Genomic DNA, 25,642 nt, shown 5'->3' with positions numbered 1-25,642 from the left:
GGAGGCCCAAGATGCCGACTTTGATTCGAACCCTCCTTCTTGCCATCGGCCTGATGCTGGCGGCGCTGCCCGCTCTGGCCTTCGACACCTCGGCGCGGGCGGCCTATGTGATGGACCAGACGACTGGGACGGTCCTGCTGGCCAAGAATGCCGACGAGCCGCTGCCGCCCGCGTCGATGTCCAAGCTGATGACGCTCTATGTGGCGTTCGAGGCGCTGCGCGACGGCCGCCTGACGCTGGATGAAAAGCTGCCGGTGTCGGAACACGCCATGAGCTATGGCGGGTCGACCATGTTCCTGAACACGCAGGACCGCGTCCGGGTCGAGGACCTGCTGCGGGGCATCATCGTGCTGTCGGGCAACGATGCCTGCGTCGTCATTGCCGAAGCGCTCAGCCCGGACGGAACAGAGGCGGGCTTTGCCCGCTACATGACCCAGCGCGCCAAGCAACTTGGCATGACCAACTCGACCTTCGCCAACTCCAACGGCTGGCCCGCGGCCGGTCAAATGATGTCGGTCAAGGATCTGGCCATCCTGGCGGACCGCCTGATCACCGATTTCCCGGAATATTACCCGCTGTTCGCAGAGGAAACCTTTGAATTCGACGGGCGCGCACCGTCGAACGTCAATAACCGCAACCCGCTTCTCAAGCTCGACATCGGCGCTGACGGGCTGAAGACCGGCCACACGCAAGAGGCCGGCTATGGCCTTGTCGGATCGGCCCAGCAGGGCGACCGGCGAGTGATCTTCGTTCTGTCCGGGCTGGAAAGCACCGCCCGCCGCGCAGAGGAGGCCGAGGCCGTGGTTAACTGGTCGTTTCGAAATTTTGTCGAGAGGAAAGTTGCCACCGCCGAAACGCCGATAGCCCAGGCCAAGGTCTGGATGGGCGCCCAGAAGACCGTTGGCCTGGTGCCAGATGGCGACCTGACCCTGCTGTTCCCGGTGCTGGGCGACCAGAACGTTCCGGCCGAAGTGGTCTATCAGGGGCCGGTAAACGCCCCGATCCGGAGAGGCCAGCACCTGGCCGAACTGGTGGTCAAGCCCGAAGGCCTGCCCGAGATCCGCCGCCCTCTTTATGCGTCCCAGGACGTACCGCTGGGCGGATTCGTGGTGCGTCTGATGGCAGTTGGCGGCATCGTGCTGAAGGATGTTATCAATTCCCCGCTGGAGTCGATGTGAGCGGGCGCGGGCTTTTCCTGACCTTCGAAGGAATCGACGGATCGGGCAAATCCACCCAGGCACGTCTGCTGGCGGAAGCCCTGCGCGCCGCAGGCCATGACGTGGTGCTGACCCGCGAACCCGGCGGCTCACCCGGCGCCGAGGAGATCCGTCGGCTGGTGCTTGAGGGCGACCCCGACCGCTGGTCGGCGGAAACCGAGATCCTGCTGTTCACCGCCGCACGCCGCGACCATCTGGAGCGTACCATCGAGCCGGCCCTGGCGGCAGGCAAGATTGTGATCTGCGATCGGTTCGCGGACAGCACCCGGATGTATCAGGGCCTGTCGCGCGGCGATCTGCGCGCGCTGGTGGACAAGTTGCACGCCCTGATGATCCGGCGCGAACCCGATCTGACCCTGCTGATCGACATGGACCCAGACACCGGCCTGGCCCGGGCCAAGGGCCGGCAGGGCGCCGAAGAACGGTTCGAGGATTTCGGTCCCGACCTGCAACGCCGGATGCGCGGGGGCTTTCTGGATCTTGCCAAAGAGTTTCCGAACCGGTTCCGCGTCATCGACGGCAACCGCGACGTCGACAGCGTGGCCCGCGACGTGGCGGACATCGTGCATCAGACCTTGCGCCCCCTGCAACAGACATGACCGACGACATTCTTCCCCCGGATCAGGTGCCCGGCGCGCCGCACCCGCGTCAGACGCAACAACTGTTCGGTCAGGACGCGGCCGAACGCGAATTCCTGTCGGCGTTCGCCTCGGGGCGGCTGCATCACGGCTGGCTTCTGACCGGGCCGCGTGGCGTGGGCAAAGCGACGCTGGCCTGGCGCATCGCCCGCTTCCTTCTGGCGACCCCGGCCCCGCAGGAGGACGGGCTGTTCGAAGCCCCTCCGGCTCCCACATCTTTGGACATCGCGCCCGATCATCCGGTGGCCCATCGCATGCTGGCCGGGGCTGAACCCGGGCTTGCGGTCGTGACCCGCTCGGTGAACGAAAAGGACAAGATGCGCAACGAAATCGTGGTCGAGGATATCCGAAAGCTCGGCCGTTTTTTCGGGCTGTCCGCCGCCGATGGCGGGCGCCGTGTCGTGATCGTGGATACGGCCGACGACATGAACGCCAGTGCGGCGAACGCTCTGCTGAAGATGCTCGAAGAGCCGCCGGCCCGTACCACGCTGCTACTGGTCTCGCACCAGCCCTCGCGGCTGCTGCCGACGATCCGGTCGCGTTGCCGGACCCTGCGCCTGTCGCCGCTGTCGCCGTCGGACATGCAGGCGGCGCTGGCTCAGGCCGGTGCCGACCTGCCGCCCAACCCTGACCATCTGGCCGCCCTGGGGGCGGGCTCGGTCGGCGAGGCAGTCCGGCTGCTGAACCTGGGCGGGCTTGACATCTATGCCGAAGTGATCGGCATTCTAGGCACCCTCCCCCGGCTGGACCGGCAACGCGCTCTGGCCTTGGCCGAGGCTGCCGCGCAGCGCGGAGCGGCGGACCGGTTCGACCTGCTGCTGAACCTGATCGACATCGCGCTGTCGCGCCTGGCCCTGACCGGCGCAACCGGCGCACCCCCCAGCCCCGAGGCCGCACCGAACGAGTCGGAAACGCTCCGGCGGCTGTCGAATTCGCCGCAGATGGCCCGCCGGTGGGCCGAGGTTGCCGCGGCCGTATCCGCAAGGGCCCGTCACGGTCAGGCGGTGAACCTTGACCCTGCCGCTCTGGTCCTAGATACGGTGTTCAAGATACAGGACTCCGCCGGCCCGAGCAGATGAACGACACCAGCCCCCCACCCGCGATCACCGACAGTCACTGCCACCTGGACTTTCCCGACTTCGAGGGCCAGTTGGACGAGATAATCACGCGCGCGCGACAGGCCGGCGTGACCCGCATGGTCACGATCTGCACCCGCCTACGCAACGAACCGGCCGTACGCGCCATCGCCGAGGCGCATGCCCCGGTGTTCTATGCCGCCGGCACCCACCCCATGAGTGCCGCCGAAGAGCCGATGGCCACTGTCGACGAGCTGGTCGCACTGGCCGCGCACCCGAAATTCGTGGGCATCGGCGAAACCGGGCTGGACTATCACTATACCGCGGACAGCGCCGAGGTTCAGAAAAAGTCGCTGCGCATCCATATCGAGGCCGCCCAGCGCACCGGGCTGCCGCTGATCATCCACGCCCGCGTAGCCGATTCCGACATGGCCGACATTCTGGGCGCCGAGTTTCGCAACGCGCCCTATTCCTGTGTGATGCATTGCTTTTCCTCCTCGGCCGAACTGGCCCAGGCGGCGCTGGATCTGGGGTTCTACCTGTCGATGTCGGGCATCGCGGCCTTTCCCAAAAGCCACGAACTGCGCGAAATCTTCGCCGCCGCGCCCATTGATCGAATTCTGGTAGAAACCGACGCCCCCTATCTTGCCCCGCCGCCTCATCGCGGCAAACGCAACGAACCGGCTTTCACCGCCCACACCGCCCGCGTCGGCGCCGAACTGTTCGGGCTGGACTATGCCGATTTCGCGGCCCGCACCCAGGCCAATTTCGACCGTCTGTTCACCAAGGCCGCCGCCCACGAGGCCGCCGCATGACCACGCTGCGCTGCACGATCCTTGGTTGCGGCTCGTCCGGCGGGGTGCCGCGCCTGGGCGGACACTGGGGCGAATGCGATCCCGAAAACCCGCGCAACCGCCGCCGCCGTTGCTCGATGCTGGTCGAACGCGACGGCCCGGACGGCACGACCTCGGTGTTGATCGATACCTCGCCCGACATGCGCAGCCAACTGCTGGATACCGGCACCGGGCGGCTGGACGGTGTGGTCTATACCCACTCGCACGCCGACCATGTGCATGGCATCGACGATCTGCGCATGATCGTGTTCAACATGCGCAGCCGAGTCCGGGTCTGGGCCGACGGCGACACGCAAAACGCGCTGCTGGGGCGGTTCGGCTATGCCTTCATCCAGCCCGAGGGGTCGCCGTACCCGCCGATCCTCGACCTCAAGACCATCGATGGCCCGTTCGCGGTTGACGGACCCGGCGGGCCGATCCCGTTCCGGCCCTTCAAGGTCAACCATGGCTCGATCGACGCGCTGGGGTTCAGGATCGGTGATCTGGCCTATCTGCCGGACGTGGCCGAGATCTATGACGACGCCTGGCCCGAGTTGGAAGGCCTGGACTGCCTGGTGATCGACGCTCTGCGCCGCAGCCCGCATCCGACCCATGCCCATCTGGACAAGACCCTGGGCTGGATCGAACGGTTGCAGCCCAAGCGGGCGATCCTGACCAACATGCACATCGATCTGGACTATGCCACGGTCGACAGGGAAACCCCCGACCATGTAACCCCCGCCCATGACGGATTGATGATCGAACAGCCGTTGCCGGGCGCATGACCACCCCCGTCGCGACAGGCACGACGCATAACGAACCGAGGCGAACCGTGAGATGCTGCAAAGCCTGATCGACGTCATTTTACCAGTCTTCCTGGTCATCGGCGCCGGATATGCTGCGACCCGCCTGGGCTATTTCAAGGAAAACCATGTCGACGGGTTGATGAAATTCACCCAAGGCTTTGCAATCCCGTGCCTGCTGTTTCTGGCCATCGCCCATCTGGACCTGAGCGCCAGCTTCGACCCACGATTGCTGGGCAGCTTCTATTCGGCCGCGGGTCTGTGCTTTGTCGCGGGCATGCTGGGCGCCCGGTTCATCTTCGGGCGAGACTGGGAAGACTGCGTGGCGATCGGCTTCTGCTGCCTGTTCTCGAACTCGGTCCTGCTGGGCCTGCCGATCACCGAGCGCGCCTATGGCGCGAACAACCTGACCGGTAACTATGCCATCATCGCCTTCCATTCGCCGTTCTGCTACTGCGTCGGCATCTCGGTCATGGAGTTCATCCGCAATCGCGGCCAAGGCGGCCTGCGTATGGTCAGGTCCGTCCTGTCGACGATGTTCAAGAACGCCCTCATCCTGGGCATCACGCTTGGGTTCATTGTGAACCTGACGGGTCTGGCCATCCCGGCGGTCGTGGACGAGGCTCTGGGGTTGATCACCCGCGCTGCCCTGCCCGGCGCGCTGTTCGCGCTGGGCGGCGTGCTGGTCATGTATCGCCCCGAGGGCGATCTGCGGACCATCGGCTATGTCTGCTGCGTGTCGCTGATCCTGCATCCCAGCCTCGTCTGGCTGTTCGGAACTGCGACCGCCCTGCCGCAGGACCTGTTCCGCTCGGGCGTTCTGAACGCGGCGATGGCGCCGGGGTTCAACGCCTATATTTTTGCCAACATCTATGGGCGCGCAAAACGCGTCGCCGCCTCGTCCGTGCTGATAGGAACCGCGGCGTCGATCCTGACGGTCTGGATGTGGCTGGTGGTTTTGGGCTGAGGCCGGATTGACTTCGACGTCGCGCGCCGCACATAACCCCGAGCAAGACAGGAGACCGCAATGCTGAACGCCGTCATCGTCGCCCACGGGCAACCCTCGGATCCGGCTCCGGCCGAGGCGGCTTTGGCGCGGCTCGCCGACGAAATCGACCAGTTGACGGATCAGGTCCATGTAACCTCGGCCACGCTGGCCGCGCCGGGGGCGCTGGAGCAGGTTCTGGACGGCCTGACCGACGCAGTGGCGATCTATCCGCTGTTCATGGCGAAAGGCTGGTTCGTGACCAGCGCCCTGCCCAAACGTGTGGACGGCCGCGATGTGCGGATACTCGACCCGCTGGGAACCGACCCGGACTTGCCCCGGATCGTGGCCACGGCCCTGTCCGAGCAGTTGGACCAGCGCGGCTGGCGAGCGGCCGAGACGGACCTGGTGATCGCCGCACACGGGTCAGGCCGCAGCCGAAACCCGTCGGTTGTTGCCAACAGCTTTGCAGACAAACTGGCCGGTTTGATATCTTTTCAGTCGGTTCGAACGGGCTTTGTCGAAGAGGCGCCGTCGATATCCGAGGCTGCCTGCGGCACCCGCGAAACCGCACTGTGCCTACCGTTCTTTGCCTGTACGGGCGGACATGTTCTGGACGATGTGCCGACCGAGCTGGCTCGCGCGGGTTTCCGCGGGCTGCAACTGCCGGTCGTGGGTGAGCTGGGTGCCGTCAAACACCGCATTGCCACGGTCTTGGAGGCCGAGGTCACGCGGTAAAACCGGTCGCGCTCAGTGCCCGGCCTTTTCCTGCTCGCAATAGAAGCGGTGGCAGCCCCGGCCGCTGCGCTTGGCCTCGTACAGGGCCATATCCGCTGCATTGAGAATGTTGGCCGGCGTCACCGACGGGATCTGCGCGCTGAGCGCGGTGCCGATACTTGCGGAAATAGCGCAGGTCTGGCCCTGATAGTCGATCGGCTGTTGAAGCCGTGAAATAAGCCGTTCCGCGATGCGCTGCAGGACGTCTCGGTCAGACAGACCACGAAAGATCAGTACGAACTCGTCCCCGCCGATGCGGGCCACCGTATCGTCGTTGCGGGTTTCTTCCAGCATGATGCGCGCGGCTTCACTCAGAACATGGTCGCCGGCGGCGTGTCCCAGTTCGTCATTCACGGCCTTGAAGAAATCGAGGTCCAGGTGCATCAGCGCAAAAGTCGCCTTGCTGGACACGAGATGTTCAAGAATGTGGTCCATTGCCCGTCGGTTTTTGAGACCGGTCAACGTGTCGGTATAGGCCTGCTCCTCCGCTGCCAGCATTGCGCCTTGCAACCGCAGGTTCAGAGACCGTGACGCCTCCATAGCGGCCGATTTTGCCTCGACCAGGTAGAGCAGTTCGATCGCCAGATCGGTGCCCGAAAAGTCCGAACTTGTCAGCGCATAGTCGCGGACCGCGTCCAGGATCGAGATTCCGAATGACAGGTTGATGACCGCCCCGCCTGTCGGCAACGGCGAGACAAGGCCCTTGAGCGCCGTTCGCGGCTCGTCGCGAAATTTCACCGAAAGTTTCACACCTTCGCTTGCCATCAGGTCGCGGAACGACGTAATGGACCGGGGGCGAACCAGATCGAAAACGTCAAGGAAAGCGCGCCCCGGCATCGGCCGGTCAGAACGCAGCTTTTGCAGGGTCGGCCCAGCCTGGCGGATGGTTCCGTCGCCACCCAGCAGGACGAACATGGGGCACAGGGTTCCCAACAACACCCCCAGTTGATCGTGATCCAACATCAGCTTGGCGCCCCCAGATCGAAATTTCGGCCCTCGGCGAATGCGCTTTCGACAAGGGTCATGGAAATGATGTCGATTCCCTTTTCATTCGTGCCAGTGCGCGTCAGAAACACCAGCGCGCCGTAGTCATCGGCCATCGCCCTTAAAAGGCCGGTCAGGACGCAGGAATAGCCGTCCAGCCCGGGCTGACAGTGCAGTTCGAACTCGTTGGGCGAACACTCGATCAATTCCAGAGCGGGCAGCGTCAGATCGGCCACCGCCAGGCGCACCCGATCCGACAGATCGTCCAGCGAGTGCAGGAATTCCACATAGGTGACGCCGCCAAACCGCAACAGACGCCGCAACCCCTCCATGTTGGGGTGAGACACGAGATAGGTGCCCAGATCCTCGAGAAATTCGTCGCGCGCACGCTTCAATTCGGCGCACAGCGCATCGAGCAGGCGATAGGACTTGTCGCGGTCATAGACCAGCATGGCCTCGAACTCGACGAAGCCAAGCTCGGCCACCGCGGTGGCACGCAGCCAGCACTCGCGCCCGTAGGTCGCACAGACAAACGACTGAATGGCCTTGTTTATCAATCCGTGCATGAACAGCCTCAGACTTGGTATGAGTCCGATCACAGCCCAGAAATCTTAACAAAGGTCGAATCCGCGCGGCCAAGTTTCTGCAAATGCAGAATAATCTCAACCTGATACGAATGCAGAGTGTTCAGAAATCCGTCGGCGCCCCGCCCTCGGCTTTGCGTCGGGCCACGAAATCGGCCAGCTCCTCGCGGATGGCCGCATCCATGGGGGGGGCTTCGAAACTGCCGATGATCTCCTTGAACAGCAGGTGCGCGCGCTCGGCGGTCCAGATGCCGCCGGCGGCCTCCCATCCTTCATAGTTCTTCCAGTCACTCAGGAACGGCTGATAGAAGGCCGTGGTATAGCGGTCCTGCGTGTGCTGGATGCCAAAGAAGTGACCATCGTTGCCGACCGACCGGATCGCATCCAGTGCGATTTCATCCGGGCCCGTGGCGCACAGTTCGGGCTGCATGTAGCGCTGGATCTGCTGCAGGATCTCGCAATCCATGATGAACTTTTCGGGGCTGGCGATCAGTCCGCCCTCCAGCCAGCCGGCGGCGTGATAGACCATGTTGGTCCCCGACTGAACCGCTGCCCAAAGAGAATTGGAGGTCTCCCAGATCGCCTGCCCGTCCGGTACGTTGGCGGCGCACACCCCCGAAGACCGCAGAGGCAGCCCATAGAACCGCGCCATCTGTCCAGTCATCTGTGTCGCGCGCATGTATTCCGGTGTTCCGAAGGCCGGTGCCCCGGACTTCATGTCGACATTCGACGTGAAGGTGCCGATCACGCAAGGAATGCCGGGGCGAACATACTGGAACAGGGCGATCGCGCTGAGTGCCTCGGCCACCGACTGCGCCACCGCACCGGCCAGCGTGACCGGCGCCATTGCCCCGGCCAGCGTGAACGGCGTCACCACGATCGCCTGCCCCCGTCGCGCCAGCCGCAGGCAGCCGTCGATCATCGGGTGGTCATGTTTCAGGGGCGAGGTCGAGTTGATATTGGTGTACATCCGGGGCGTCGCCTCGAACGCCTCGTGGCTGAGGCCGCCGGCGATACGGACCATCTCCATCACGTCCTCGACCCGCTCCTTGCCCAGAGAATAGGCGTGCATGGCCTTGTCGGTCAGTGTCAGCTTGTCGTACAGCACGTCCAGGTGTCGCACACTGGCGTGGATGTCCACTGGCTCGACCGGATAGCCGCCTGCGAAGTGGATGCAGTTGAAATACTGCGTCAGCTTCAACAGGTTTCGGCACATCTCGCGATTGCCGGGCACCTTCTTGCCGATTTCCATGTCCCAGTAGTTGGGCGGCGAGGAGACGTTTCCGAAGAGCAGCCGTTTGCCGCCGATCTCGATCGTGTGGTCCGGGTTGCGTGGCGTGATGGTGAAGGTGGACGGCGCCTTGCCGACCATCTCCATCACAAAGTCGCGGCCCATCCGCACGATATCGCCATCGACCGCGCAACCGGCCTGACGAAAGATCGCGATGGCCTCTTCGTTCAGAAACTGGATCCCGATTTCCTCGAGAATGCGCATCGCGCCGTCATGGATGGCTTCGACTCCCTCGGGCGGCAGCGGTTCAGTAGGGTGGTCTATATTGATCGGCGGGTTCCACGGCATCTGGTCGATGACGGCGGCGCCCCTGCGGGCGGCGGCACCTGCGCGCCCGCCGCTGCGGCGCCTCTGAGTCCTGGTGTCGGCCATGTGGTCCTCCGGCGATGGCTTTTCTCAAGCAAGCCCCGAAGTCGGCCGTTGAGCCGCTCTGTCTGCGACAGAGATGGTCGGTTTCAAATCATGAAACGCCGAATTTTTTGGCTCCCGTTCCGGTCAAATCCCCAGCCAGGCCGGAATATGCCCAATATCCGGCAGAACCACATCGGCCAGAGGCGCCAGGTCCTGCGCCGAGGCCATGCCCGTCAGCACACCGATCGTCGTCATGCCGGCCGCCCGACCGGCCTGCATGTCGTGCAGGCTGTCACCAACCATGGCGGTCTGCGACGGCGCAACGCCGATATGTTCGGCAAAGGCCAGCAACTGGCCCGGAGCGGGCTTGAAGCCGTAGCCGCTGTCATAACCCGCGACGAAGTCGAACAGATGATTGACCCCGACCGAAGCCAAGTGTTCGCGTGCAGGCATCTCGCCGTCATTCGTGGCAACGCCCAGCCTTTTGCCGGCCTGTTTCAGACCGCGCAGAAACGGGGCCAGGGCAACCGCTTCGACCTGCGTCGCGCCTGCGGATTCGGCATTGAGCATCTCGATCAGACCGGCCCGCGACCATTCGGGCAGTTGCGGGGCCAGTACATCCACGATCTCATCGATCGTACCCGCGACCACGATGCTGTCGGACGCGTAGGTACCGCGCACCGGATCAAATCCGATCGCCTCGCCCAACCGCGCGGCGCGCGCGTCGTCGCCGCCGCCCAGCCGCCGCAGAACAGCCGCGCCGAACGCGCCCCAAGTGGCCGCAAAGTCGAACAGAGTTCCGTCTTTGTCGAACACCAGGGCTTCGATCTGCATGTCGTTTTCTCCAGATTCAGGCCCGGTCACGTCCAGTGAATATCGGCCCCTCCCGCCAGGGCCGTCCGGGCCTGCGCCGGACTGTCATAGGGCACGGAATTGTCGTCACAGAACGCCATGACCCACGAATCGTCAAGCATCAGAAACTCGAGCACAGACATCAGGAATTCAGGCTCTGCGGCGCGGTCACGAAGATCTGTGATCGACGCCCCCGTCGAACCCAGAAAAACTGGCAGCAAATCGTCATTGCCGGCAAGCCAACCCAGCGCATTCAACGCCAGCGTCTCGGCATTTTCGAAGGATATCGTCATAAATCTCTCGAACGGCGGCAGTTGGAAAGGGTTTGTTAACCAGAGTCATAAACACTTTGGCAACACATTCAACCAACGGTGAAAGCCATGTCCGTGCAGGGAACCATCCTGGTTCTTGATGGGGTCTCGACCAATCGCATCATGCTAAAGGTGCAGCTGACGGCTGCCTGGTATCAGGTGGCGCAGGGCAACAAGCTGGCTGGCCTGCCCGCCTTGGTTCGGCGTGTACAGCCCGATCTGGTTCTGACGGCGATGACATTGCCGGACGGCACCGCATCGGAGGTGAAGAAACTGGTCCAGTGCGATCCACAGCTTCGTGATGTTCCCGTCGTCGCGATCGCGCAGCAGAATGATAAGACCGCCCGGTTGCGCGCCCTTTCGGACGGGCTCGACGACGTTCTGCCGTATCCCTTCAAGGACACATACCTATTGGCACGAGTCCGCAGCCTGCTGCGTGCACGCGCCGAAACGCAGGACCTGCGCGGCAGGAATGACGTGCAATCCATCGGCTTTTCCGAGGCGCCCGACCCGTTTGTCGCGCGTACCCGCACCGACCGGATCGCCGTTCTGGCTCGCTCGGCTTCACGGGGTGCGATATGGCGCCGCGCGCTGGCTGAGCTATCCGGTCAGACGATCTCGGCCCACACCATTCCCAACCTGCGCGGCTTGCTGTCGGGTTCGATCCCGGACGCCATCGTCGTGGACCTGGATCGCGACGCTCAGGGCTTGAACCTTCTGACCGACCTCAAGTCACGCAACGGTACCCGCAAGACCGCGGTGATCGGCGTCATCGCGGATGACAACGCGGCTCTTGCCGCCGACGCGCTGGACCGGGGCGCCGACGCGATCTGCATGGGCGGGTTCTGCGCGCACGAGGTTTTGCTGCGGATCGGCGCGCTGATCGCGCGAAAAGCGCAGGACGATCACATGCGGGCGGCGCTTCGGCGCGGGTTGGAAGACTCTCTGATCGACCCTCTGACCGGGCTGAACAACCGCCGGTTCGCACTGTCTGCTCTGGCCCGGATCATGGCGCGATCGAGGGAAACCGGCCGGAGCTATGCGATCATGCTTGCCGACCTGGATCATTTCAAATCGATCAATGATCGGTTCGGCCATGCTGCCGGCGATCAGATTTTGATCGAGGCCGCGAAGCGTATGAAGCGCAGCCTGGGCGCGGGCGCCTTTTTGGCCCGGATCGGCGGCGAAGAGTTTCTGATCGGGATGCCCGACACCACCGAGGCCGAGGCCAAAAGAAAAGCGGACGAGATCTGCACCCGCATTTCTGCCACGCATTTTGTCCTGCCTGATGTGCCCACGCGGCTGACCGTTACAGTCAGCGTCGGCCTGAAACTGTGCGACCCACACACCAATCCGATTGCTGAGAGTCCCGGCGCAGCGCTCAGTCTGATCAAGTGCGCCGATCAAGCCCTCTACGCCGCCAAACGGTCTGGTCGCAACCAAGTGAGCCTGAGCGCCGCCTGACGGGGCTAGTGTTCGCGACCGGGCTTGCGCGAGCGTCGATCCTTGACCACCTGTTCGAGACGATCGGCATAGGCCTTCCGCTCGGCGTCGGTCATTTTCGTCACACGCGACAGCCATTTTTTCTGTAAGTTCGACTGGATCAGGGCAGTTGTGGCCGCCTGCTCTTTCAGAACGTTCTCGACCAAGACCGGATCGAAAGGAACTGCGCGCAGGGCTTCGCCCAGCTCGGCAAAATCCTGGGCGCGTTGCCTGGCCCCGCGCCTGTGCTCATCGAACAATTCATCTCGCAAGGCTTTTCGGTCAGTTTCGGGAAGAGCCCGGAACAGAGCCGGCCCGAACCCTGGGGGGACATCGACATGATCGCCACGGAACCGCAGGACGGCGCCCAGCAACACACCGGCAACCAACAGGTTCAGACCCAACGAGGCCACCAGAAGAATGGTCATCCAGCGGCGCGGTTGCTTGACGGTTTCGGTCATTCCAATTCCTCCAGAAAGGTGGGTTCCAACCCCATATTCGCCACCAAGTAGGATGTGTCCTGCGATACGAAGTAGCTTGCCGGATCAGGCAGGTACGAGGGCGCGGCAAACCCCACCCAGACCCCTGCGACGCTTGCAGCCATCAGCCCGCCCAGACCCTGCCACCCGCCCAGCCCGTCGTACAGGCTGCGGATCAGACCACGGTCTGCGGGCACGGCCGGTCGCGACCGTTCAAGACGTACCGCCTCGGCATCGGTCAGGATGCGAACGGCCAGATCGTCCGGCAATTCAGGGCTGCTCCGCCGCGCCTCGGCGAACAGCAGGTCCAGATCCGTGTCATTATCTGAAGTCGTCATATCCCAACTCCTCTCGTCGACCCGACAGGATTGCTGTCAGCGTCCGTTTTCCCCGCGCCACCAGGCTTTCCACCGCTTCGACCGAGATTCGCATGATCTGGGCAATCTCGGGGTTCGACAATTCTTCGATATGCCTCAGAATCACTGCCTGACGCTGGCGTTCCGGCAATTGCGCCAAGGCCCCGTTCAGGGCGTCCAACCGGGCCTTCTGCTGCATCCGTTCGACAGCGCCCGCGCTGTCATCCTGGGGTTCAGGGGTACCGTCGAGCGCGTCCGCCGACTTTCTGCGACGCAGGTCGATGCACAGGTTCAGGGTCACCCGGTACAGCCAGGTTGAAACCCTTGCCTGCCCCGGCACCCAATCCGGCGCGACCTTCCAAAGGCGCATCATCGCCTCTTGGGTCACGTCTTCGGCCTCGGCGCGGTTGTTCAACATGCGCAAGGCCACCGAGAAACAGCGCGGCCCCAGCCGATCGGTAAGCACCCGCGCCGCCGCCGCGTCGCCATCGGCGAACAACCTCAGCAACCGCTCGTCGCTCAGGTCTTCCGCGGCGACCCGGTCGCCGCGGAACGTCTGCGCTGAGGAGGTCAGATCCTCCATCCCACATCACTTGTTGTCTGCGCCCGGGCGACCACCTTTCCTGTGTGGTCGTCCCATACGGTGCTGCGCATCCGCGAACTCCTCTTCGGACAGCGAGCCGTTCCCGTCCGCGTCCATCCGGTCGAACATCTTGTCAGCCCGGCGCGGCTTGGGCAACTCATCCTCGGTCAAAAAGCCGTCCTTGTCGGCATCATGACGCGCGAACATGTCCGTCACGCGCGCGTTGGCTTTGGCCTGTGCCGCGGCCTGCATTTCCTCGACGCTCAGCTTGCCATCCCCATCTGCATCCATCGTGGTGAACTTTTGCGTGCGATGTTCTTCCATCTCGGCCTTGGTCACCTGGCCGTCACCGTTCGCATCCAGGTCCTGGAAACTGATGGGGGCATGATCCCGCGGACCTTTCGCCAAAGCCGATGTCCCGGTGATCGCAACCGCAGACAGAACGATGGCAGAGATGAATTTTGCGCTTTTCATTGCTCGGTTCCCTTATGTTGCCGCGGCCCTGTGCCGCTGCTTACATCTGTTCAAACGCCGCGCCGTGGGGTTTCCGTCGCGCTGACGAAAATTTTTTGTCGAAAAATTCGGATTGCGGGGTCATATATTCGGAAACGGCACGCGCAAAGCGACGCACCCCCCTTTCCGGGCGGCCCAAACAAGCGCAATATTCATCCAAATCCGAGCGCGAGTATCAAGATGACAGACCAAACTGTGGAAATCATGGCCCATGACGATCGGCCAACTTGGCCGGCCTTGGTAAAGGGGTTCCGTTGCAAATGTCCAAATTGCGGCAAAGGGCAGCTGTTGCACAGCTATCTGAAGGTGAATGACACCTGCAACGAGTGCGGTCAGGACCTGTTCCACCACCGGGCGGATGACGGCCCGGCCTATCTGACGATCCTGATCGTCGGCCACCTGCTGGCCCCGGCGTTGCACGTGTCCTATGTCCACTTCCGGCCGGACCCGCTGACCATGGCGCTGATGTTCTCGGTGGGCTGTGTGGCGTTGTCCTTGTATCTGCTGCCGCGACTCAAGGGCGCAGTCGTCGGGTTTCAATGGGCTCGGCGGATGCACGGGTTCGGCGACTCGAAATGATTTGGCCGCGGGCTTGATCCGAACATGACCGTAGACAAATCTGCCATTCGCGACGCAGCAACCGTGATCGTGCTGCGCGATCGCCATGAAAAGCCGGCGATCCTGATGGGCCAGCGCGGCGCAGCCGCGGCCTTCATGCCGAACAAGTTCGTGTTTCCCGGCGGCGCGGTCGACCCCGAGGATGCCCGTGTGCCGCTGGCCGCGCCCCTGCCAAATATCTGCCACCAACGCCTTGCCGATCAGGCCCCCAACGGCCTGCAGACAGCATTGGCAGCAGCCGCGATCCGCGAGTTGTGGGAAGAAACCGGCCTGATCCTGGGGGTTCCCGGGCAATGGCCCGGACCTGCCCCGCAGGACTGGATCAGCTTCGCTGAGCGCGGGTTCCTGCCTTCGGCGCAGCCCTTGCAGTTCGTGTTCCGGGCAGTCACGCCACCGGGCCGGCCGCGCCGGTTCGACGCGCGGTTCTTCTTGGTGGATGCCGACGCCATCGCCAACGACCCGGACGACTTCAGCCAAGCCTCGGACGAGCTGTCGCACCTGCAGTGGATCCCGCTGGATCAGGCCCGCGATTTCGACCTGCCCTTCATCACCGAGGTGGTGCTGGCCGAGGTCGAAGCACGGGTCACCGACCCGGCCCCGCCAGCTTCGGTGCCCTTCTTCCTCAACAACGAGGAAGCCAGCCTGTTCCAGCGTCTCAAAGGCCGCCCGATGCCCGAAACGGGCTGAGGCCAGATCACTTCATCCGGCTGATCACCACAGTCACTTCGGGCTTCTTGCCGATCTCGATCTGGGCGCTTTGGCGCACGATGCGGCGCATGGCCTCTTCCAGCTTGTCGTCGTCGCGCAGCGTCTTGACGTCGGCCCGCATCAGGAACTGATTCAGGTCCTCTTCCAGCACCTCGACCAGCCCGGCACGCGACGCGCCGGTTTCCGGCAGGCCCATCGTATCGCACCAGGGCTCGCCGAGGGGCTCGTCGTCTTCGTCCAGGATGACGGTCACGATCACATGCCCGTTCAGCGCCATGCGGATGCGGTCGCGCACCACACCGTCCAGTGCCCCGATCTTGACCGATCCGTCCAGGTACGTGCGCCCGGTTTCGACATAGTCGACCACCTGCGGCGCGTTCCCCGACAGGTCCAGCATGGTGCCGTTGACGGCCAGCACACCAGCCCGTCCACCGGCCTCGGCCAGCTTGGCATGTTCGCGCAAGTGCCGGTGTTCGCCATGCATCGGGATGACCACCTGCGGGTCGATCAGCGCATGCACCCGTTCCAGATCCGGACGGTTGGCGTGGCCGGATACATGATACAGCCCATTGCTGTCATCGACGACGTCCACGCCTTTCTCGCTCAGTTGGTTCATGATGCGGATCACGCCGCGTTCGTTACCCGGAATGGTCTTGGATGAAAACAGAAACAGGTCGCCCTCTTTCAGCTCGATCCCCCGGTATTTGCCACGCGCCAGCTGTGCGCTGGCCGCACGGCGTTCCCCCTGGCTGCCGGTGACGATCAGCATCAGGTTCTGGCGCGGCAGGTCCAACGCCTCTTCGGCGCTGACCACGCGCGGGAAATCGGTCAGAATCCCGGTTTCGGTGGCCGCTTCGATCATCCGCCGCATGGCCCGACCCAGCAGCACGACCGACCGCCCGGCCCGGTGGCCGGCCTCGGCCAGGGTTTTCACCCGCGCCACGTTCGAGGCGAAGGTGGTTGCCACGACCATCCCGCTGGCCTGCTCGACCAATTGAGTGATGGCGGGCCCGACCTCGGATTCCGACCGGCCGGGATGGGGCGAGAACACGTTCGTGCTGTCGCAGACCAGCGCCTTGACGCCGGGTTTTGCCACCTCGGCCCACAGGGCCTCGTCAAAGGGCTCGCCGACCACGGGGTTCGTGTCCAGTTTGAAGTCACCCGAATGTACGATGCGCCCGGCGGGCGTGTCGATCACCAGCGCGGCGCTTTCGGGGATCGAGTGCGACACCGGCAGGAACCCCACGGTGAAAGGCCCGGCTTTGACCTGCTCGGGCCAGGCCGAAACGGTGCGCACCGCATCCTCGGGGTGGCCAGCCTCTTCCATCTTCTTGCGGGCGATGTTGGCGGTGAATGCCCGCGCATGGATCGGCGCACCCAGCATTTCATGGCACAGCGCCACGGCGCCGACATGGTCTTCGTGTGCGTGGGTGATGAAAATCGCCTCGAGCCGGTCGGCGCGTTCTTTCAGCCACGAGATGTCGGCATAGATCAGGTCGACGCCCGGCGTGGTGTCCATGTCGGGGAAGGTCACGCCCAGATCGACCAGGATCAACCGTTCCTCGCCGGGCGCGCCATATCCGTAGACATAGGCGTTCATGCCGATTTCACCCGCGCCGCCCAGCGGCAAATAGATCAGTCGTTCACTGCTCATGCCGAGCCATTTTCCTTGTTGTAGCGATGGATCACGGTTAGACCGTGCATCGTCAGATCATCTTCAATTGCGTCAAAACCCACATCGGCCTGATCGAACAGCGGGGCTAGGCCGCCGGTTCCGACAACCTTCATCGGCATGCCGTATTCGGCCTTGATACGGGCGATCAGGCCTTCGATCAGGCCGGAATATCCCCAATACACCCCCGACTGGATACAGCCAACCGTATTCGTACCGATCACCTTGTCGGGCCGCGACACATCGATATGCGGCAGCGCGGCAGCGCCTTGGTGTAGCGCCTCGAGGCTGAGGTTCACCCCCGGCGCGATCACGCCGCCGACATAGGCGCCATCAGCCGCGACCACGTCAAAATTGGTGGCGGTGCCAAAATCCACCACCACGACGTTGCCGCCATGACGGTCGAAGGCACCCGCGGCATTGGCCAGCCGGTCCGGGCCGGGAATCGTGCCTTCATCAATCCGCGGCGGAACCGGCAGCAGGCAATCGGGCTTGCCCACGACCAACGGCCGGCATCCAAAGAACCGGTCGGCAAAGACGCGCAGGTTGAACACCACCCTCGGCACGGTCGAGGCGATGATGACATCGGTGATGTCGGCCTCGATCCCGTAATGTTTCACCAGAGTCGAGTACCAGGTGAAATAGGCATCGGCCGTGCGCGCATGGTGGGTCGAGGTGCGCAAGGTGCACAGGAATTTCTCGCCATCCCAGATCGAGAACACGGTGTTGGTATTGCCGCAATCAATGGCCAGAAGCATCTGCGCCCCTTTCAGAAATAGACGTCTGCCGCCGGAATGCTGACTCGGCCCTTGGCGGTGTTTAGGACAAGGTTGCCGCCCGCGTCCACCGTTTCAAAGGTTCCGACGGTCTCGGACGTGGCGGTACGGGCCGTGATGACCTCGCCCAGCTTTGCGGCACGAGACAGCCAGGCCGTGCGGATGGGCTCGAATCCATAGGTACTGAACTGCGCCTCATATCGGGCATAGGCGGCGGCCAGTTCCGTCAGGAAATCCTCGGGCAGGACCTGAGCGCCGGTTTCCGACAGCAGCGAGACCGGTCGCAGCGCGCCGGGCTCGACGGTGTCGGGCGCAGGAGCGTCAGCCAGGTTCACCCCGATGCCGATCGCCAGATGCGACACGCCGCGCCCCTGCCCCGTGCTTTCCAACAGAATGCCCGCCAGTTTGCCGCCGTTCAGCAGCACGTCATTGGGCCATTTCAGCGACATCCCCGCCGCCCGCCCGGTCACCGAGACCACAGCATCGAACAGCGCAAGCGCCGCAACAAAGCTGCGCAGCGCCGCCTGTTCCGGGTTGCCTTCGGGGCGCATCAGCAAGGTTGCGGCCAAATTCCCCTTGGGATTGGCCCAGACCCGGCCCCGGCGTCCGCGCGCGGCCGTCTGGTGATGCGCCATGATCCAGACCGGCCCGGTTGCGGTGGGCGCGATACGGGTGGCCTCGTTCAAAGTGCTGTCCACCTCCTGCACGACGTGCAGGCCGTATCCCTTGGGCCAGTCACTCATCGCAAAAAGGCCCGGTCCTGCGACCGAGCCCCTCTGTTTCGTACGGACAGCAGATCAGTTGACAAGCGTTGCCGCGGCGGCGGTGGCCGCGCCCTCGATCCCGAACTGATAGAATACGCCGATTAACATCAGCGCCGCCGACCCCATCAGCGCCGCCCACAGAACGGGCGACGACCGAGTGTCGATCGGGTCTTCGTTCTCGTCCCCGAAATACATGTAGAACACGATCCGTAGATAATAGAACGCACCGATGACTGACGAGATGGCCGAAACGATGACCAACCCGATCAGGTCGGCATCGACACCGGCCTGCCAGACGCCCAGCTTGGCAAAGAAACCCAGCATCGGCGGCACACCCGCCAGGCTGAACATCAGGATCAGAACGGCGAGCGCCTTGCCCGGGTCACGCTTAGAAAACTGGCGCAGAGCGTCGATGTCGGTCACGGGCTTGCCGTCGCGCTCCATCATCAGGATGAAGGCGAAGGTGCCGATGTTCATGGTCACGTAGATCGCCAGATACATCAGCATCGCCTTGATCCCCAGCGCCGTGCCCGCCGCCAGACCGATCAGCGCATAGCCCATATGTGCAATCGACGAATAGGCCATCAGCCGCTTGATGTCGCGCTGACCGATGGCCGCGATGGCGCCCAACAGCATCGACAGGACCGACAGCAGGACGATCACCTGCTGCCAGTCGGCGACCGCGCCGCCAAAGGCGTCATGCAGCACCCGCGCGAACAGACCCATGGCCGCAACCTTGGGCGCAGTGGCGAAAAACGCCGTGACCGGCGTGGGCGAGCCTTCGTAGACATCCGGCGTCCACATATGGAACGGCACGGCCGACACCTTGAACGCCAGCCCCGAGATCAGCAGAACCAGCCCGATCAGCAGGCCGACCGAGACCTCGCCATGATGCACCGTAGACACGATCCCCGAAAACAGCGTGGTCCCGGAGAAGCCATAGACCAGCGACGCCCCGAACAGCAGCAGGCCCGAGCTGAGCGCGCCCAGCACGAAATATTTCAGGCCCGCCTCGGTCGATTTGGCGCTGTCGCGACGCAGCGCGGCCACGACATACAGCGAGAGAGACTGCAGCTCGAGCCCCATGTATAGCGACATCAGATCGCCCGCGCTGACCATCATCATCATGCCGACCGCTGCCAGCGCCACCAGCAGGGGATATTCGAACCGCAGCATATTGCGGCGCGCCATATAGTCCTGGCTCATGACCAGAACCGCGGCCGCCGACAACAGGATGGCAACCTTGGCAAAGCGCGAGAACCCGTCATCGACGAACATTCCGTTGAAGGCTACGTTCGTGCCCTCACCGTTTGCCGCGATCCAGAAGGCCAGCACGGCCATCAGTCCCGCCGTGGCCCAGATCAGCACGGGGGCCAGCGCGTCTTTCGAGGTGTAGACCGCCCCGATCAGCGCCACCATCGCATAGATCGCCAGAATGATTTCCGGCAGGATTACAATCAGATCAGCCTGGATCATGTCTCCAAAGCTCCCTTAGTGCGAGGCGACCTGGGTCGCGGCCTCGGCCGCGGCCAGAGCCGTGTCATAGTTCGAAATCAGCGCGGCGGTCGAATTGCCGATCACGTCCGTGACCAGTGACGGGTAGACCCCCAGCAGAATGGTCATGACGATCAGCGGCGCAAAGATCAGGCGTTCGCGTGTGCTCATGTCGGTGATCGACTTGAGGCTTTCCTTGATCAGGTCGCCAAAGACCACGCGGCGATACAGCCACAGCGCATAAGCTGCCGAGAAGATCACACCGCTGGCCGCCACTGCTGTCACCCAGGTGTTGACCTGGAAAGTGCCCATCAGCGTCAGGAATTCGCCGATGAACCCACTGGTGCCCGGCAGGCCCACATTTGCCATGGTGAACAGCATGAACACCAGCGCATAGGCCGGCATGCGGATCACCAGGCCGCCATAGGCCTCGATGTCGCGGGTGTGCATCCGGTCATAGATCACGCCAACGCAAAGGAACAGCGCGGCCGAGATGAAACCGTGGCTGAGCATCTGGAAGATCGCCCCGTCGATGCCCTGCTGGTTGGCGGCGAAGATGCCCATGGTCACAAAACCCATATGCGCGACCGAGGAATAGGCGATCAGCTTTTTCATGTCCTCCTGCACCAGCGCCACCAACGAGGTGTAGACCACGGCGATGGCCGACAGCCACAGGACCAGATCGGTCATCACGGCCGAGCCGACGGGGAACATAGGCAAGCTGAAGCGCAGGAAGCCATAGCCACCCATCTTCAGCAGGATCGCCGCCAGCACGACCGAGCCCGCCGTCGGCGCCTGAACGTGGGCGTCAGGCAGCCAGGTGTGCACGGGCCACATCGGCATCTTCACTGCGAAGGACGCGAAGAACGCGAGGAACAGCAAGGTCTGCATGCCGCCGACGATGTGGACGCCCAGCACGCTGAAGCTCTCGGACGAGAACTGGTGCGTCATCAGCGCGGCAATGTCGGTGGTGCCAGCGTCGGCATACATCGCCACCATCGCCACCAGCATCAGAACCGAGCCGAGGAAGGTATAGAGGAAGAACTTGAAGCTGGCATAGATCCGGTCCTTGCCGCCCCAGATCCCGATGATCAGGAACATCGGGATCAGCCCGGCCTCAAAGAACAGGTAGAACAGCACCAGGTCCAGAGCCATGAATACGCCCAGCATCAGCGTTTCCAGCAGCAGGAAGGCAATCATGTATTCCTTGACCCGGTCGGTCACGTTCCAGCTGGCCAGGATGGTCAGCGGCATGATGAAGGTGGTCAGCAGCACGAACAGAACGCTGATGCCATCCACGCCCATCTTGTATTTCAGGCCCATCAGCCATTCGCCCTCTTCCACCATTTGAAAGCCGGTGTTCGAGGGGTCGAACTCGGTATAGATACCGATCGAGACCAGAAAGGTGACCGTGGTTGCTACCAGCGCGATCCACTTGGCATTGCTTTGAGCTGCCGCATCCTTCCCGTGCAGGAACAGCGCCATCAGACCGGCGGAAATGGCCGGAATGAATGTGACAATGGATAGGATATTGTCCATCAGTGTGCGCCTCCGCCGATCGACATCCAGGTGACCAGGGCTGCGATGCCCAGAACCATCCAGAAGGCGTAAGTGAAGATGTAGCCCGTCTGTGCCTTGCCTGCGAGGCGGGTGAAGAAGGGAACGACGCCCATTGCTACTCCGTTCAGGAAACCGTCGATCACCTTGCCGTCACCGCCCTTCCACAGGAACCGGCCCAGGGCCACGGTCGGTTTGACAAGGATCGCGTCGTAAATTTCGTCAAAGTACCACTTGTTCTTGAGGAACAGGTACAGCGGACGCTGGTTCTCGGCCAGGCGGCTCGGCAGCGCCGGGTTCACGATGTAGAACAGGTAGGCCAGTCCAAAGCCCAGAACCATTGCGATGAACGGCGAGATCTTGACCCATTTCGGCGCAGCATGCGCGTCGTCCAAAACATGGTTGTCCGGCGCGATGTACAGCGCGCCCTCGCCCGGTTTGCCGACAAAAGCATAGTGGTGGTCGCCGCCCTTGGCCTTGTCACCGTGCGCAGCTTCGTCGTCATGAGATTCTGTGGCATGCGTGTCGTCGCCATGATCATCGGCCTTGGCATGGTCACCGGCCTCGGCATGCGCCTCGGCAACCGGAATGCCATAGAACTTGCCCACCTGATCGGCGTGACCGAAGAAGTTGTTGTACCAGATCATGCCCGCGAACACGGCGCCCAGCGACAGAACACCCAGCGGCACCAGCATGACCATCGGGCTTTCATGCGCGTGCTCATGCGTGTGCTTGTCGCCCCGCTCCTCGCCATAGAAGGTCAGGAAGATCAGGCGCCAGCTATAGAACGAGGTCATCGCGGCGGCGATCACCAGCGCCCAGAAGCCAAAGGCCGACCCGCCGGCATAGGCGCTTTCGATGATGGCGTCCTTGGACAGGAAGCCGGCAAAGCCGATCGTGGTCAGCGGGATGCCGACGCCTGTGATGGCCAGCGTGCCGATCATCATCGCCCAGAAGGTATAGGGGATTTTCTTGCGCAGGTTGCCATAGTTCATCATGTCCTGTTCGTGATGCATGGCGTGGATCACCGAGCCCGCACCAAGGAACAAGAGCGCCTTGAAGAAGGCATGCGTGAACAGGTGGAACATCGCCGCCGAATACATGCCCACGCCCGCGGCCACGAACATGTATCCCAGCTGCGAACAGGTCGAATAGGCGATCACGCGCTTGATGTCGGTCTGCACCAGACCCACGGTCGCGGCAAAGAACGCGGTCGAGGCCCCCAGCACAGTGACGAACCCGGTCGCACCCGGCGCGAACTCCATCAGCGGCGACATACGGCAAACCAGGAACACACCGGCCGTCACCATGGTGGCGGCGTGGATCAGCGCCGACACGGGCGTCGGGCCCTCCATCGCGTCCGGCAACCAGGTGTGCAGGATCAACTGCGCAGATTTGCCCATCGCACCGATGAACAGCAGCACGCAGACGACCTCGACCGCAGACCATTCGCCCCACAGGAAAGTCAGCTGCGTTTCCGCCAGCTGGGGTGCGGCAGCAAAGATATCCGAGAAGTTGATGCTGTCGGTCAGGAAGAACAGCGCAAAAATCCCCAGCGCAAAGCCGAAGTCGCCCACACGGTTGACGATGAACGCTTTCATCGCCGCCGCATTGGCCGAAGGTTTGCGGTAGTAGAAACCGATCAGCAGGTAGGATGCGACGCCCACGCCTTCCCAGCCAAAGAACATCTGGACCAGGTTGTCCGCCGTTACCAGCATCAGCATGGCGAAGGTGAAGAAGGACAGATAGGCAAAGAAGCGCGGCTTGTAGCTTTCGCCCTCGCGCCACTGCGGGTCGTGATCCATGTAGCCGAACGAATAAAGGTGCACGAGCGCCGACACCGTAGTGACCACGATCAGCATGATCGCGGTCAGCCGGTCCAGACGAATGGCCCACGAGGTCGACAGCGAGCCGCTTTCGATCCAGCGCATGATCTCGATCTGCTGGGTCTGTCCATCAAAGCTGAAGAAGACGATCCACGACAGCAGACAGGCCAGGAACAGCAGGCCCGTGGCCGTCCACAGCGCGGCCTTTTCGCCGATGAATTTCCAGCCAAAGCCGCAGATCAGCGCGCCCACGAGCGGGGCAAAGAGGATTGTGGTTTCCATGATCCCTTACCCCTTCATCATGTTGACGTCTTCAACCGCAATAGTGCCGCGGTTGCGGAAGAAGCAGACCAGAATAGCCAGCCCGATCGCCGCCTCGGCCGCGGCCACGGTCAACACAAACAGCGTGAACACCTGCCCGACCAGATCGCCGAGAAAGCTGGAAAACGCCACGAGGTTGATATTTACCGCCAGCAGCATCAATTCGATGCTCATAAGCAGGATGATGACGTTCTTGCGGTTCAGAAAGAGACCGAAGATGCCGATGACGAACAGCGTCGTCGCGACGGTAAGATAGTGCTCAAGTCCGATCATGGTCTCAAAGTCCCTGCCCCGGTTTCACGTCCTTCAACTCCAGCGCCTTGGCCGGGTCGCGCATCATCTGGGCGATGATGTCCTGCCGCTTGATGTCCTGGCGGTGGCGCAGCGTCAGTACAATGGCACCGATCATGGCCACCAACAGGATCAGGCCCGCCAGTTGGAACAGAAGGAAGTATTGATCGTAAAGGATGACACCCAGCGCTTCGGTGTTGTGGCGATCGGCCGGGATCGGCTGGGCCAGGTTGGCCGCCGCGCCCTGTGCGCTGTCCCAGGCGCCAAAGGCCATGACGAACTGCATCAGGATGACCAGACCGATCAGCAGGGCCAAAGGCATGTAGCGCGCCATCTCGGCCTTGAGCTCGGCAAAGTCCACGTCCAGCATCATCACCACGAACAGGAACAGCACCGCCACCGCGCCGACATAGACGATGATCAGCAGCATGGCGACGAATTCCGCCCCCAGCAGCACGAACAGCCCCGCAGACGACAGGAAGGCCAAAATCAGCCACAGCACCGAATGCACCGGCTGCCGGCTGATCACGGTGAACAGCCCGCCGGTGATGGCGCTGATGGCAAAGAGGTAAAAGGCAAATACGCTCATTGGTCATCATCCTCGTTTTCGCCCATGGCCTCCTGCGCCAGTTCCAGCGCCCGGGTCACGGCCGGGATGCCGGCAAAGACCGACATTTGACCGATCGTTTCCACGATCTCTTGTTTCTTGGCCCCTGCCTCGATGGCATGGCGCACCGTTTGGCGCACGGCCGTATCGGCCTGCGCGCCCTGACAGGTCAGCCCCGCCAGCGTCAGCAACAGGCGGGTCTTGGCATCCAGTCCGCCCGGATTGACGGTGTTGCCGAACATCATCTCCATGACCTCTTTGGGCATGGTCGGCCACAGCGCCTCGAAGCCGCGCATCGCGTCGACGGGCGAATAGCTCTCGAGCGCCGGGTTGAACGCCTTGGCCATGTCATGTGCCTGTTTCAGCATCTGCTCGAATGGGTTCTTGACCGGATCACTCATCTGTACGGCGCGTCCAGTTCCAGGTTGCGGGCGATCTCGGCTTCCCAGCGGTCGCCGTTCTCTAGCAGTTTCTGCTTGTCATAGAACAGCTCTTCGCGGGTCTCGGTGGCGAATTCGAAATTCGGCCCTTCGACGATCGCATCGACCGGGCAGGCCTCCTGGCAGAAGCCGCAATAGATGCACTTGGTCATATCGATGTCATAACGCGTGGTGCGGCGGCTGCCGTCTTCGCGCGGTTCGGCGTCGATGGTGATGGCTTGGGCCGGGCAGATCGCCTCACACAGCTTGCAGGCGATACAGCGTTCCTCGCCGTTCGGATAACGACGCAGAGCATGTTCGCCCCGGAACCGGGGCGACAGCGGGCCCTTTTCATGCGGATAGTTCACCGTGGCCTTGGGGGCGAAGAAATACTTCATCCCCAGCTTAAAACCCTGCCAGAAGTCCTGCAGCAGGAAATACTTGGCCGCACGGGTATAGTCGATCTGGGTCATT

General features: G+C 62.9%; 29 protein-coding genes. 10 read left to right on the top strand and 19 right to left on the bottom strand.

Going from position 1 to position 25,642, the window contains the following annotated elements:
* Window positions 1-11: 11 nt before the first annotated feature.
* Genes AC2FMN_RS03120 through AC2FMN_RS03090 form a run of 7 tightly spaced genes read left to right on the top strand, consistent with a single transcriptional unit; the run spans window position 12 to window position 6,290 of the window.
* Complete coding sequence (locus tag AC2FMN_RS03120; protein ID WP_496686181.1) at window positions 12-1,178, top strand: D-alanyl-D-alanine carboxypeptidase family protein; 1,167 nt, start codon at window positions 12-14, stop codon at window positions 1,176-1,178.
* Window positions 1,175-1,816 carry a dTMP kinase gene (gene tmk, locus AC2FMN_RS03115; RefSeq protein ID WP_496686178.1) on the top strand — a complete coding sequence of 214 codons (642 nt, stop codon included), beginning with the start codon at window positions 1,175-1,177 and terminating at the stop codon, window positions 1,814-1,816. The genes AC2FMN_RS03120 and tmk overlap by 4 nt, the downstream gene beginning before the upstream one ends.
* Window positions 1,813-2,934: a DNA polymerase III subunit delta' gene (locus AC2FMN_RS03110; protein ID WP_496686176.1), complete on the top strand. Its 1,122-nt coding sequence runs from the start codon at window positions 1,813-1,815 to the stop codon at window positions 2,932-2,934. The genes tmk and AC2FMN_RS03110 overlap by 4 nt, the downstream gene beginning before the upstream one ends.
* Window positions 2,931-3,746 (top strand): TatD family hydrolase, encoded by an 816-nt coding sequence (locus tag AC2FMN_RS03105; RefSeq protein WP_496686174.1) that lies wholly within the window; start codon window positions 2,931-2,933, stop codon window positions 3,744-3,746. The genes AC2FMN_RS03110 and AC2FMN_RS03105 overlap by 4 nt, the downstream gene beginning before the upstream one ends.
* Window positions 3,743-4,549, top strand: coding sequence for an MBL fold metallo-hydrolase (locus AC2FMN_RS03100; RefSeq protein ID WP_496686171.1), 807 nt, complete (start codon window positions 3,743-3,745; stop codon window positions 4,547-4,549). Before AC2FMN_RS03105 ends, AC2FMN_RS03100 begins: the two co-directional genes overlap by 4 nt.
* 52 nt (window positions 4,550-4,601) lie before the next feature.
* A complete protein-coding gene (locus tag AC2FMN_RS03095; RefSeq protein WP_496686169.1) occupies window positions 4,602-5,534 on the top strand; it encodes an AEC family transporter in 933 nt (310 codons plus the stop codon).
* A gap of 60 nt (window positions 5,535-5,594) precedes the next feature.
* Complete coding sequence (locus tag AC2FMN_RS03090) at window positions 5,595-6,290, top strand: CbiX/SirB N-terminal domain-containing protein (RefSeq protein ID WP_496686166.1); 696 nt, start codon at window positions 5,595-5,597, stop codon at window positions 6,288-6,290.
* Between the two features lie 12 nt (window positions 6,291-6,302).
* On the opposite strand, the gene AC2FMN_RS03085 is transcribed toward AC2FMN_RS03090, so the two are convergent.
* From AC2FMN_RS03085 to AC2FMN_RS03065, 5 genes are all read right to left on the bottom strand, one after another.
* Window positions 6,303-7,292 carry a diguanylate cyclase domain-containing protein gene (locus AC2FMN_RS03085; RefSeq protein ID WP_496686164.1) on the bottom strand — a complete coding sequence of 330 codons (990 nt, stop codon included), beginning with the start codon at window positions 7,290-7,292 and terminating at the stop codon, window positions 6,303-6,305.
* Entirely contained in the window at window positions 7,292-7,879 is a 588-nt protein-coding gene (locus AC2FMN_RS03080; RefSeq protein ID WP_496686162.1) for a heme NO-binding domain-containing protein, read from the bottom strand. Before AC2FMN_RS03080 ends, AC2FMN_RS03085 begins: the two co-directional genes overlap by 1 nt.
* Before the next feature lie 121 nt (window positions 7,880-8,000).
* Complete coding sequence (locus AC2FMN_RS03075; RefSeq protein ID WP_496686159.1) at window positions 8,001-9,560, bottom strand: trimethylamine methyltransferase family protein; 1,560 nt, start codon at window positions 9,558-9,560, stop codon at window positions 8,001-8,003.
* A gap of 123 nt (window positions 9,561-9,683) precedes the next feature.
* A complete protein-coding gene (locus AC2FMN_RS03070) occupies window positions 9,684-10,373 on the bottom strand; it encodes an HAD family hydrolase (RefSeq protein ID WP_496686157.1) in 690 nt (229 codons plus the stop codon).
* A 26-nt stretch (window positions 10,374-10,399) separates the two neighbouring features.
* Entirely contained in the window at window positions 10,400-10,684 is a 285-nt protein-coding gene (locus tag AC2FMN_RS03065; RefSeq protein ID WP_496686154.1) for a DUF3572 domain-containing protein, read from the bottom strand.
* 87 nt (window positions 10,685-10,771) lie between these two features.
* On the opposite strand from AC2FMN_RS03065, the gene AC2FMN_RS03060 reads away from it, so the two are divergent.
* Window positions 10,772-12,166 carry a diguanylate cyclase domain-containing protein gene (locus tag AC2FMN_RS03060; protein ID WP_496686152.1) on the top strand — a complete coding sequence of 465 codons (1,395 nt, stop codon included), beginning with the start codon at window positions 10,772-10,774 and terminating at the stop codon, window positions 12,164-12,166.
* Window positions 12,167-12,171: 5 nt separating this feature from the next.
* Here the strand turns inward: AC2FMN_RS03060 and AC2FMN_RS03055 are convergent, their stop codons facing one another.
* Genes AC2FMN_RS03055 through AC2FMN_RS03040 form a run of 4 tightly spaced genes read right to left on the bottom strand, consistent with a single transcriptional unit; the run spans window position 12,172 to window position 14,076 of the window.
* Window positions 12,172-12,645, bottom strand: a complete 474-nt coding sequence (locus tag AC2FMN_RS03055; protein WP_496686150.1) for a periplasmic heavy metal sensor — start codon at window positions 12,643-12,645, stop codon at window positions 12,172-12,174.
* A complete protein-coding gene (locus tag AC2FMN_RS03050) occupies window positions 12,642-13,001 on the bottom strand; it encodes a hypothetical protein (protein WP_496686148.1) in 360 nt (119 codons plus the stop codon). Before AC2FMN_RS03050 ends, AC2FMN_RS03055 begins: the two co-directional genes overlap by 4 nt.
* Entirely contained in the window at window positions 12,985-13,602 is a 618-nt protein-coding gene (locus AC2FMN_RS03045; protein WP_496686145.1) for an RNA polymerase sigma factor, read from the bottom strand. The genes AC2FMN_RS03050 and AC2FMN_RS03045 overlap by 17 nt, the downstream gene beginning before the upstream one ends.
* 6 nt (window positions 13,603-13,608) lie before the next feature.
* Window positions 13,609-14,076: an EF-hand domain-containing protein gene (locus tag AC2FMN_RS03040; protein WP_496686143.1), complete on the bottom strand. Its 468-nt coding sequence runs from the start codon at window positions 14,074-14,076 to the stop codon at window positions 13,609-13,611.
* 219 nt (window positions 14,077-14,295) lie between these two features.
* Between AC2FMN_RS03040 and AC2FMN_RS03035 the strand changes: the two genes are divergently transcribed.
* Entirely contained in the window at window positions 14,296-14,694 is a 399-nt protein-coding gene (locus AC2FMN_RS03035) for a DUF983 domain-containing protein (protein ID WP_496686141.1), read from the top strand.
* A gap of 24 nt (window positions 14,695-14,718) precedes the next feature.
* Complete coding sequence (locus AC2FMN_RS03030; protein WP_496686140.1) at window positions 14,719-15,420, top strand: NUDIX hydrolase; 702 nt, start codon at window positions 14,719-14,721, stop codon at window positions 15,418-15,420.
* A gap of 7 nt (window positions 15,421-15,427) precedes the next feature.
* On the opposite strand, the gene AC2FMN_RS03025 is transcribed toward AC2FMN_RS03030, so the two are convergent.
* The 10 genes from AC2FMN_RS03025 to nuoI are packed head-to-tail and all read right to left on the bottom strand — an operon-like array spanning window position 15,428 to window position 25,641.
* Window positions 15,428-17,095 (bottom strand): ribonuclease J, encoded by a 1,668-nt coding sequence (locus AC2FMN_RS03025; protein ID WP_496686138.1) that lies wholly within the window; start codon window positions 17,093-17,095, stop codon window positions 15,428-15,430.
* Window positions 17,092-17,871 carry a type III pantothenate kinase gene (locus tag AC2FMN_RS03020; RefSeq protein WP_496686135.1) on the bottom strand — a complete coding sequence of 260 codons (780 nt, stop codon included), beginning with the start codon at window positions 17,869-17,871 and terminating at the stop codon, window positions 17,092-17,094. The genes AC2FMN_RS03025 and AC2FMN_RS03020 overlap by 4 nt, the downstream gene beginning before the upstream one ends.
* An 11-nt stretch (window positions 17,872-17,882) precedes the next feature.
* Window positions 17,883-18,632, bottom strand: coding sequence for a biotin--[acetyl-CoA-carboxylase] ligase (locus AC2FMN_RS03015; RefSeq protein ID WP_496686133.1), 750 nt, complete (start codon window positions 18,630-18,632; stop codon window positions 17,883-17,885).
* Between the two features lie 54 nt (window positions 18,633-18,686).
* Complete coding sequence (nuoN, locus tag AC2FMN_RS03010) at window positions 18,687-20,129, bottom strand: NADH-quinone oxidoreductase subunit NuoN (protein ID WP_496686131.1); 1,443 nt, start codon at window positions 20,127-20,129, stop codon at window positions 18,687-18,689.
* Between the two features lie 15 nt (window positions 20,130-20,144).
* Complete coding sequence (locus tag AC2FMN_RS03005) at window positions 20,145-21,686, bottom strand: NADH-quinone oxidoreductase subunit M (RefSeq protein WP_496682807.1); 1,542 nt, start codon at window positions 21,684-21,686, stop codon at window positions 20,145-20,147.
* On the bottom strand, window positions 21,686-23,812 hold the full coding sequence (gene nuoL, locus AC2FMN_RS03000; RefSeq protein WP_496686128.1) for an NADH-quinone oxidoreductase subunit L: 2,127 nt from the start codon (window positions 23,810-23,812) through the stop codon (window positions 21,686-21,688). Before nuoL ends, AC2FMN_RS03005 begins: the two co-directional genes overlap by 1 nt.
* A gap of 6 nt (window positions 23,813-23,818) precedes the next feature.
* Window positions 23,819-24,124, bottom strand: coding sequence for an NADH-quinone oxidoreductase subunit NuoK (gene nuoK, locus AC2FMN_RS02995; protein ID WP_171096971.1), 306 nt, complete (start codon window positions 24,122-24,124; stop codon window positions 23,819-23,821).
* A gap of 4 nt (window positions 24,125-24,128) precedes the next feature.
* Window positions 24,129-24,731, bottom strand: a complete 603-nt coding sequence (locus AC2FMN_RS02990; RefSeq protein ID WP_496682814.1) for an NADH-quinone oxidoreductase subunit J — start codon at window positions 24,729-24,731, stop codon at window positions 24,129-24,131.
* Complete coding sequence (locus tag AC2FMN_RS02985) at window positions 24,728-25,150, bottom strand: carboxymuconolactone decarboxylase family protein (RefSeq protein WP_496686126.1); 423 nt, start codon at window positions 25,148-25,150, stop codon at window positions 24,728-24,730. The genes AC2FMN_RS02990 and AC2FMN_RS02985 overlap by 4 nt, the downstream gene beginning before the upstream one ends.
* Complete coding sequence (gene nuoI, locus AC2FMN_RS02980) at window positions 25,147-25,641, bottom strand: NADH-quinone oxidoreductase subunit NuoI (protein WP_005984030.1); 495 nt, start codon at window positions 25,639-25,641, stop codon at window positions 25,147-25,149. Before nuoI ends, AC2FMN_RS02985 begins: the two co-directional genes overlap by 4 nt.
* Between the last annotated feature and the right edge of the window lies 1 nt (window position 25,642).

This window comes from Ruegeria sp. BHSC037 (assembly GCF_059613045.1).
This window is presented reverse-complemented; position numbering and strand designations above follow the sequence as displayed.

What these genes read in the sequence shown, in the direction of transcription:
- AC2FMN_RS03120 (WP_496686181.1), top strand. Translation starts at nt 12, where the DNA reads ATGCCGACTTTGATTCGAACCCTCCTTCTTGCCATCGGCCTGATGCTG.
- AC2FMN_RS03110 (WP_496686176.1), top strand. Translation starts at nt 1,813, where the DNA reads ATGACCGACGACATTCTTCCCCCGGATCAGGTGCCCGGCGCGCCGCAC.
- AC2FMN_RS03105 (WP_496686174.1), top strand. Translation starts at nt 2,931, where the DNA reads ATGAACGACACCAGCCCCCCACCCGCGATCACCGACAGTCACTGCCAC.
- AC2FMN_RS03100 (WP_496686171.1), top strand. Translation starts at nt 3,743, where the DNA reads ATGACCACGCTGCGCTGCACGATCCTTGGTTGCGGCTCGTCCGGCGGG.
- AC2FMN_RS03095 (WP_496686169.1), top strand. Translation starts at nt 4,602, where the DNA reads ATGCTGCAAAGCCTGATCGACGTCATTTTACCAGTCTTCCTGGTCATC.
- AC2FMN_RS03090 (WP_496686166.1), top strand. Translation starts at nt 5,595, where the DNA reads ATGCTGAACGCCGTCATCGTCGCCCACGGGCAACCCTCGGATCCGGCT.
- AC2FMN_RS03085 (WP_496686164.1), bottom strand. Translation starts at nt 7,292, where the DNA reads ATGTTGGATCACGATCAACTGGGGGTGTTGTTGGGAACCCTGTGCCCC.
- AC2FMN_RS03080 (WP_496686162.1), bottom strand. Translation starts at nt 7,879, where the DNA reads ATGCACGGATTGATAAACAAGGCCATTCAGTCGTTTGTCTGTGCGACC.
- AC2FMN_RS03075 (WP_496686159.1), bottom strand. Translation starts at nt 9,560, where the DNA reads ATGGCCGACACCAGGACTCAGAGGCGCCGCAGCGGCGGGCGCGCAGGT.
- AC2FMN_RS03070 (WP_496686157.1), bottom strand. Translation starts at nt 10,373, where the DNA reads ATGCAGATCGAAGCCCTGGTGTTCGACAAAGACGGAACTCTGTTCGAC.
- AC2FMN_RS03065 (WP_496686154.1), bottom strand. Translation starts at nt 10,684, where the DNA reads ATGACGATATCCTTCGAAAATGCCGAGACGCTGGCGTTGAATGCGCTG.
- AC2FMN_RS03060 (WP_496686152.1), top strand. Translation starts at nt 10,772, where the DNA reads ATGTCCGTGCAGGGAACCATCCTGGTTCTTGATGGGGTCTCGACCAAT.
- AC2FMN_RS03055 (WP_496686150.1), bottom strand. Translation starts at nt 12,645, where the DNA reads ATGACCGAAACCGTCAAGCAACCGCGCCGCTGGATGACCATTCTTCTG.
- AC2FMN_RS03050 (WP_496686148.1), bottom strand. Translation starts at nt 13,001, where the DNA reads ATGACGACTTCAGATAATGACACGGATCTGGACCTGCTGTTCGCCGAG.
- AC2FMN_RS03045 (WP_496686145.1), bottom strand. Translation starts at nt 13,602, where the DNA reads ATGGAGGATCTGACCTCCTCAGCGCAGACGTTCCGCGGCGACCGGGTC.
- AC2FMN_RS03040 (WP_496686143.1), bottom strand. Translation starts at nt 14,076, where the DNA reads ATGAAAAGCGCAAAATTCATCTCTGCCATCGTTCTGTCTGCGGTTGCG.
- AC2FMN_RS03035 (WP_496686141.1), top strand. Translation starts at nt 14,296, where the DNA reads ATGACAGACCAAACTGTGGAAATCATGGCCCATGACGATCGGCCAACT.
- AC2FMN_RS03030 (WP_496686140.1), top strand. Translation starts at nt 14,719, where the DNA reads ATGACCGTAGACAAATCTGCCATTCGCGACGCAGCAACCGTGATCGTG.
- AC2FMN_RS03025 (WP_496686138.1), bottom strand. Translation starts at nt 17,095, where the DNA reads ATGAGCAGTGAACGACTGATCTATTTGCCGCTGGGCGGCGCGGGTGAA.
- AC2FMN_RS03020 (WP_496686135.1), bottom strand. Translation starts at nt 17,871, where the DNA reads ATGCTTCTGGCCATTGATTGCGGCAATACCAACACCGTGTTCTCGATC.
- AC2FMN_RS03015 (WP_496686133.1), bottom strand. Translation starts at nt 18,632, where the DNA reads ATGAGTGACTGGCCCAAGGGATACGGCCTGCACGTCGTGCAGGAGGTG.
- nuoN (WP_496686131.1), bottom strand. Translation starts at nt 20,129, where the DNA reads ATGATCCAGGCTGATCTGATTGTAATCCTGCCGGAAATCATTCTGGCG.
- AC2FMN_RS03005 (WP_496682807.1), bottom strand. Translation starts at nt 21,686, where the DNA reads ATGGACAATATCCTATCCATTGTCACATTCATTCCGGCCATTTCCGCC.
- nuoL (WP_496686128.1), bottom strand. Translation starts at nt 23,812, where the DNA reads ATGGAAACCACAATCCTCTTTGCCCCGCTCGTGGGCGCGCTGATCTGC.
- nuoK (WP_171096971.1), bottom strand. Translation starts at nt 24,124, where the DNA reads ATGATCGGACTTGAGCACTATCTTACCGTCGCGACGACGCTGTTCGTC.
- AC2FMN_RS02990 (WP_496682814.1), bottom strand. Translation starts at nt 24,731, where the DNA reads ATGAGCGTATTTGCCTTTTACCTCTTTGCCATCAGCGCCATCACCGGC.
- AC2FMN_RS02985 (WP_496686126.1), bottom strand. Translation starts at nt 25,150, where the DNA reads ATGAGTGATCCGGTCAAGAACCCATTCGAGCAGATGCTGAAACAGGCA.
- nuoI (WP_005984030.1), bottom strand. Translation starts at nt 25,641, where the DNA reads ATGACCCAGATCGACTATACCCGTGCGGCCAAGTATTTCCTGCTGCAG.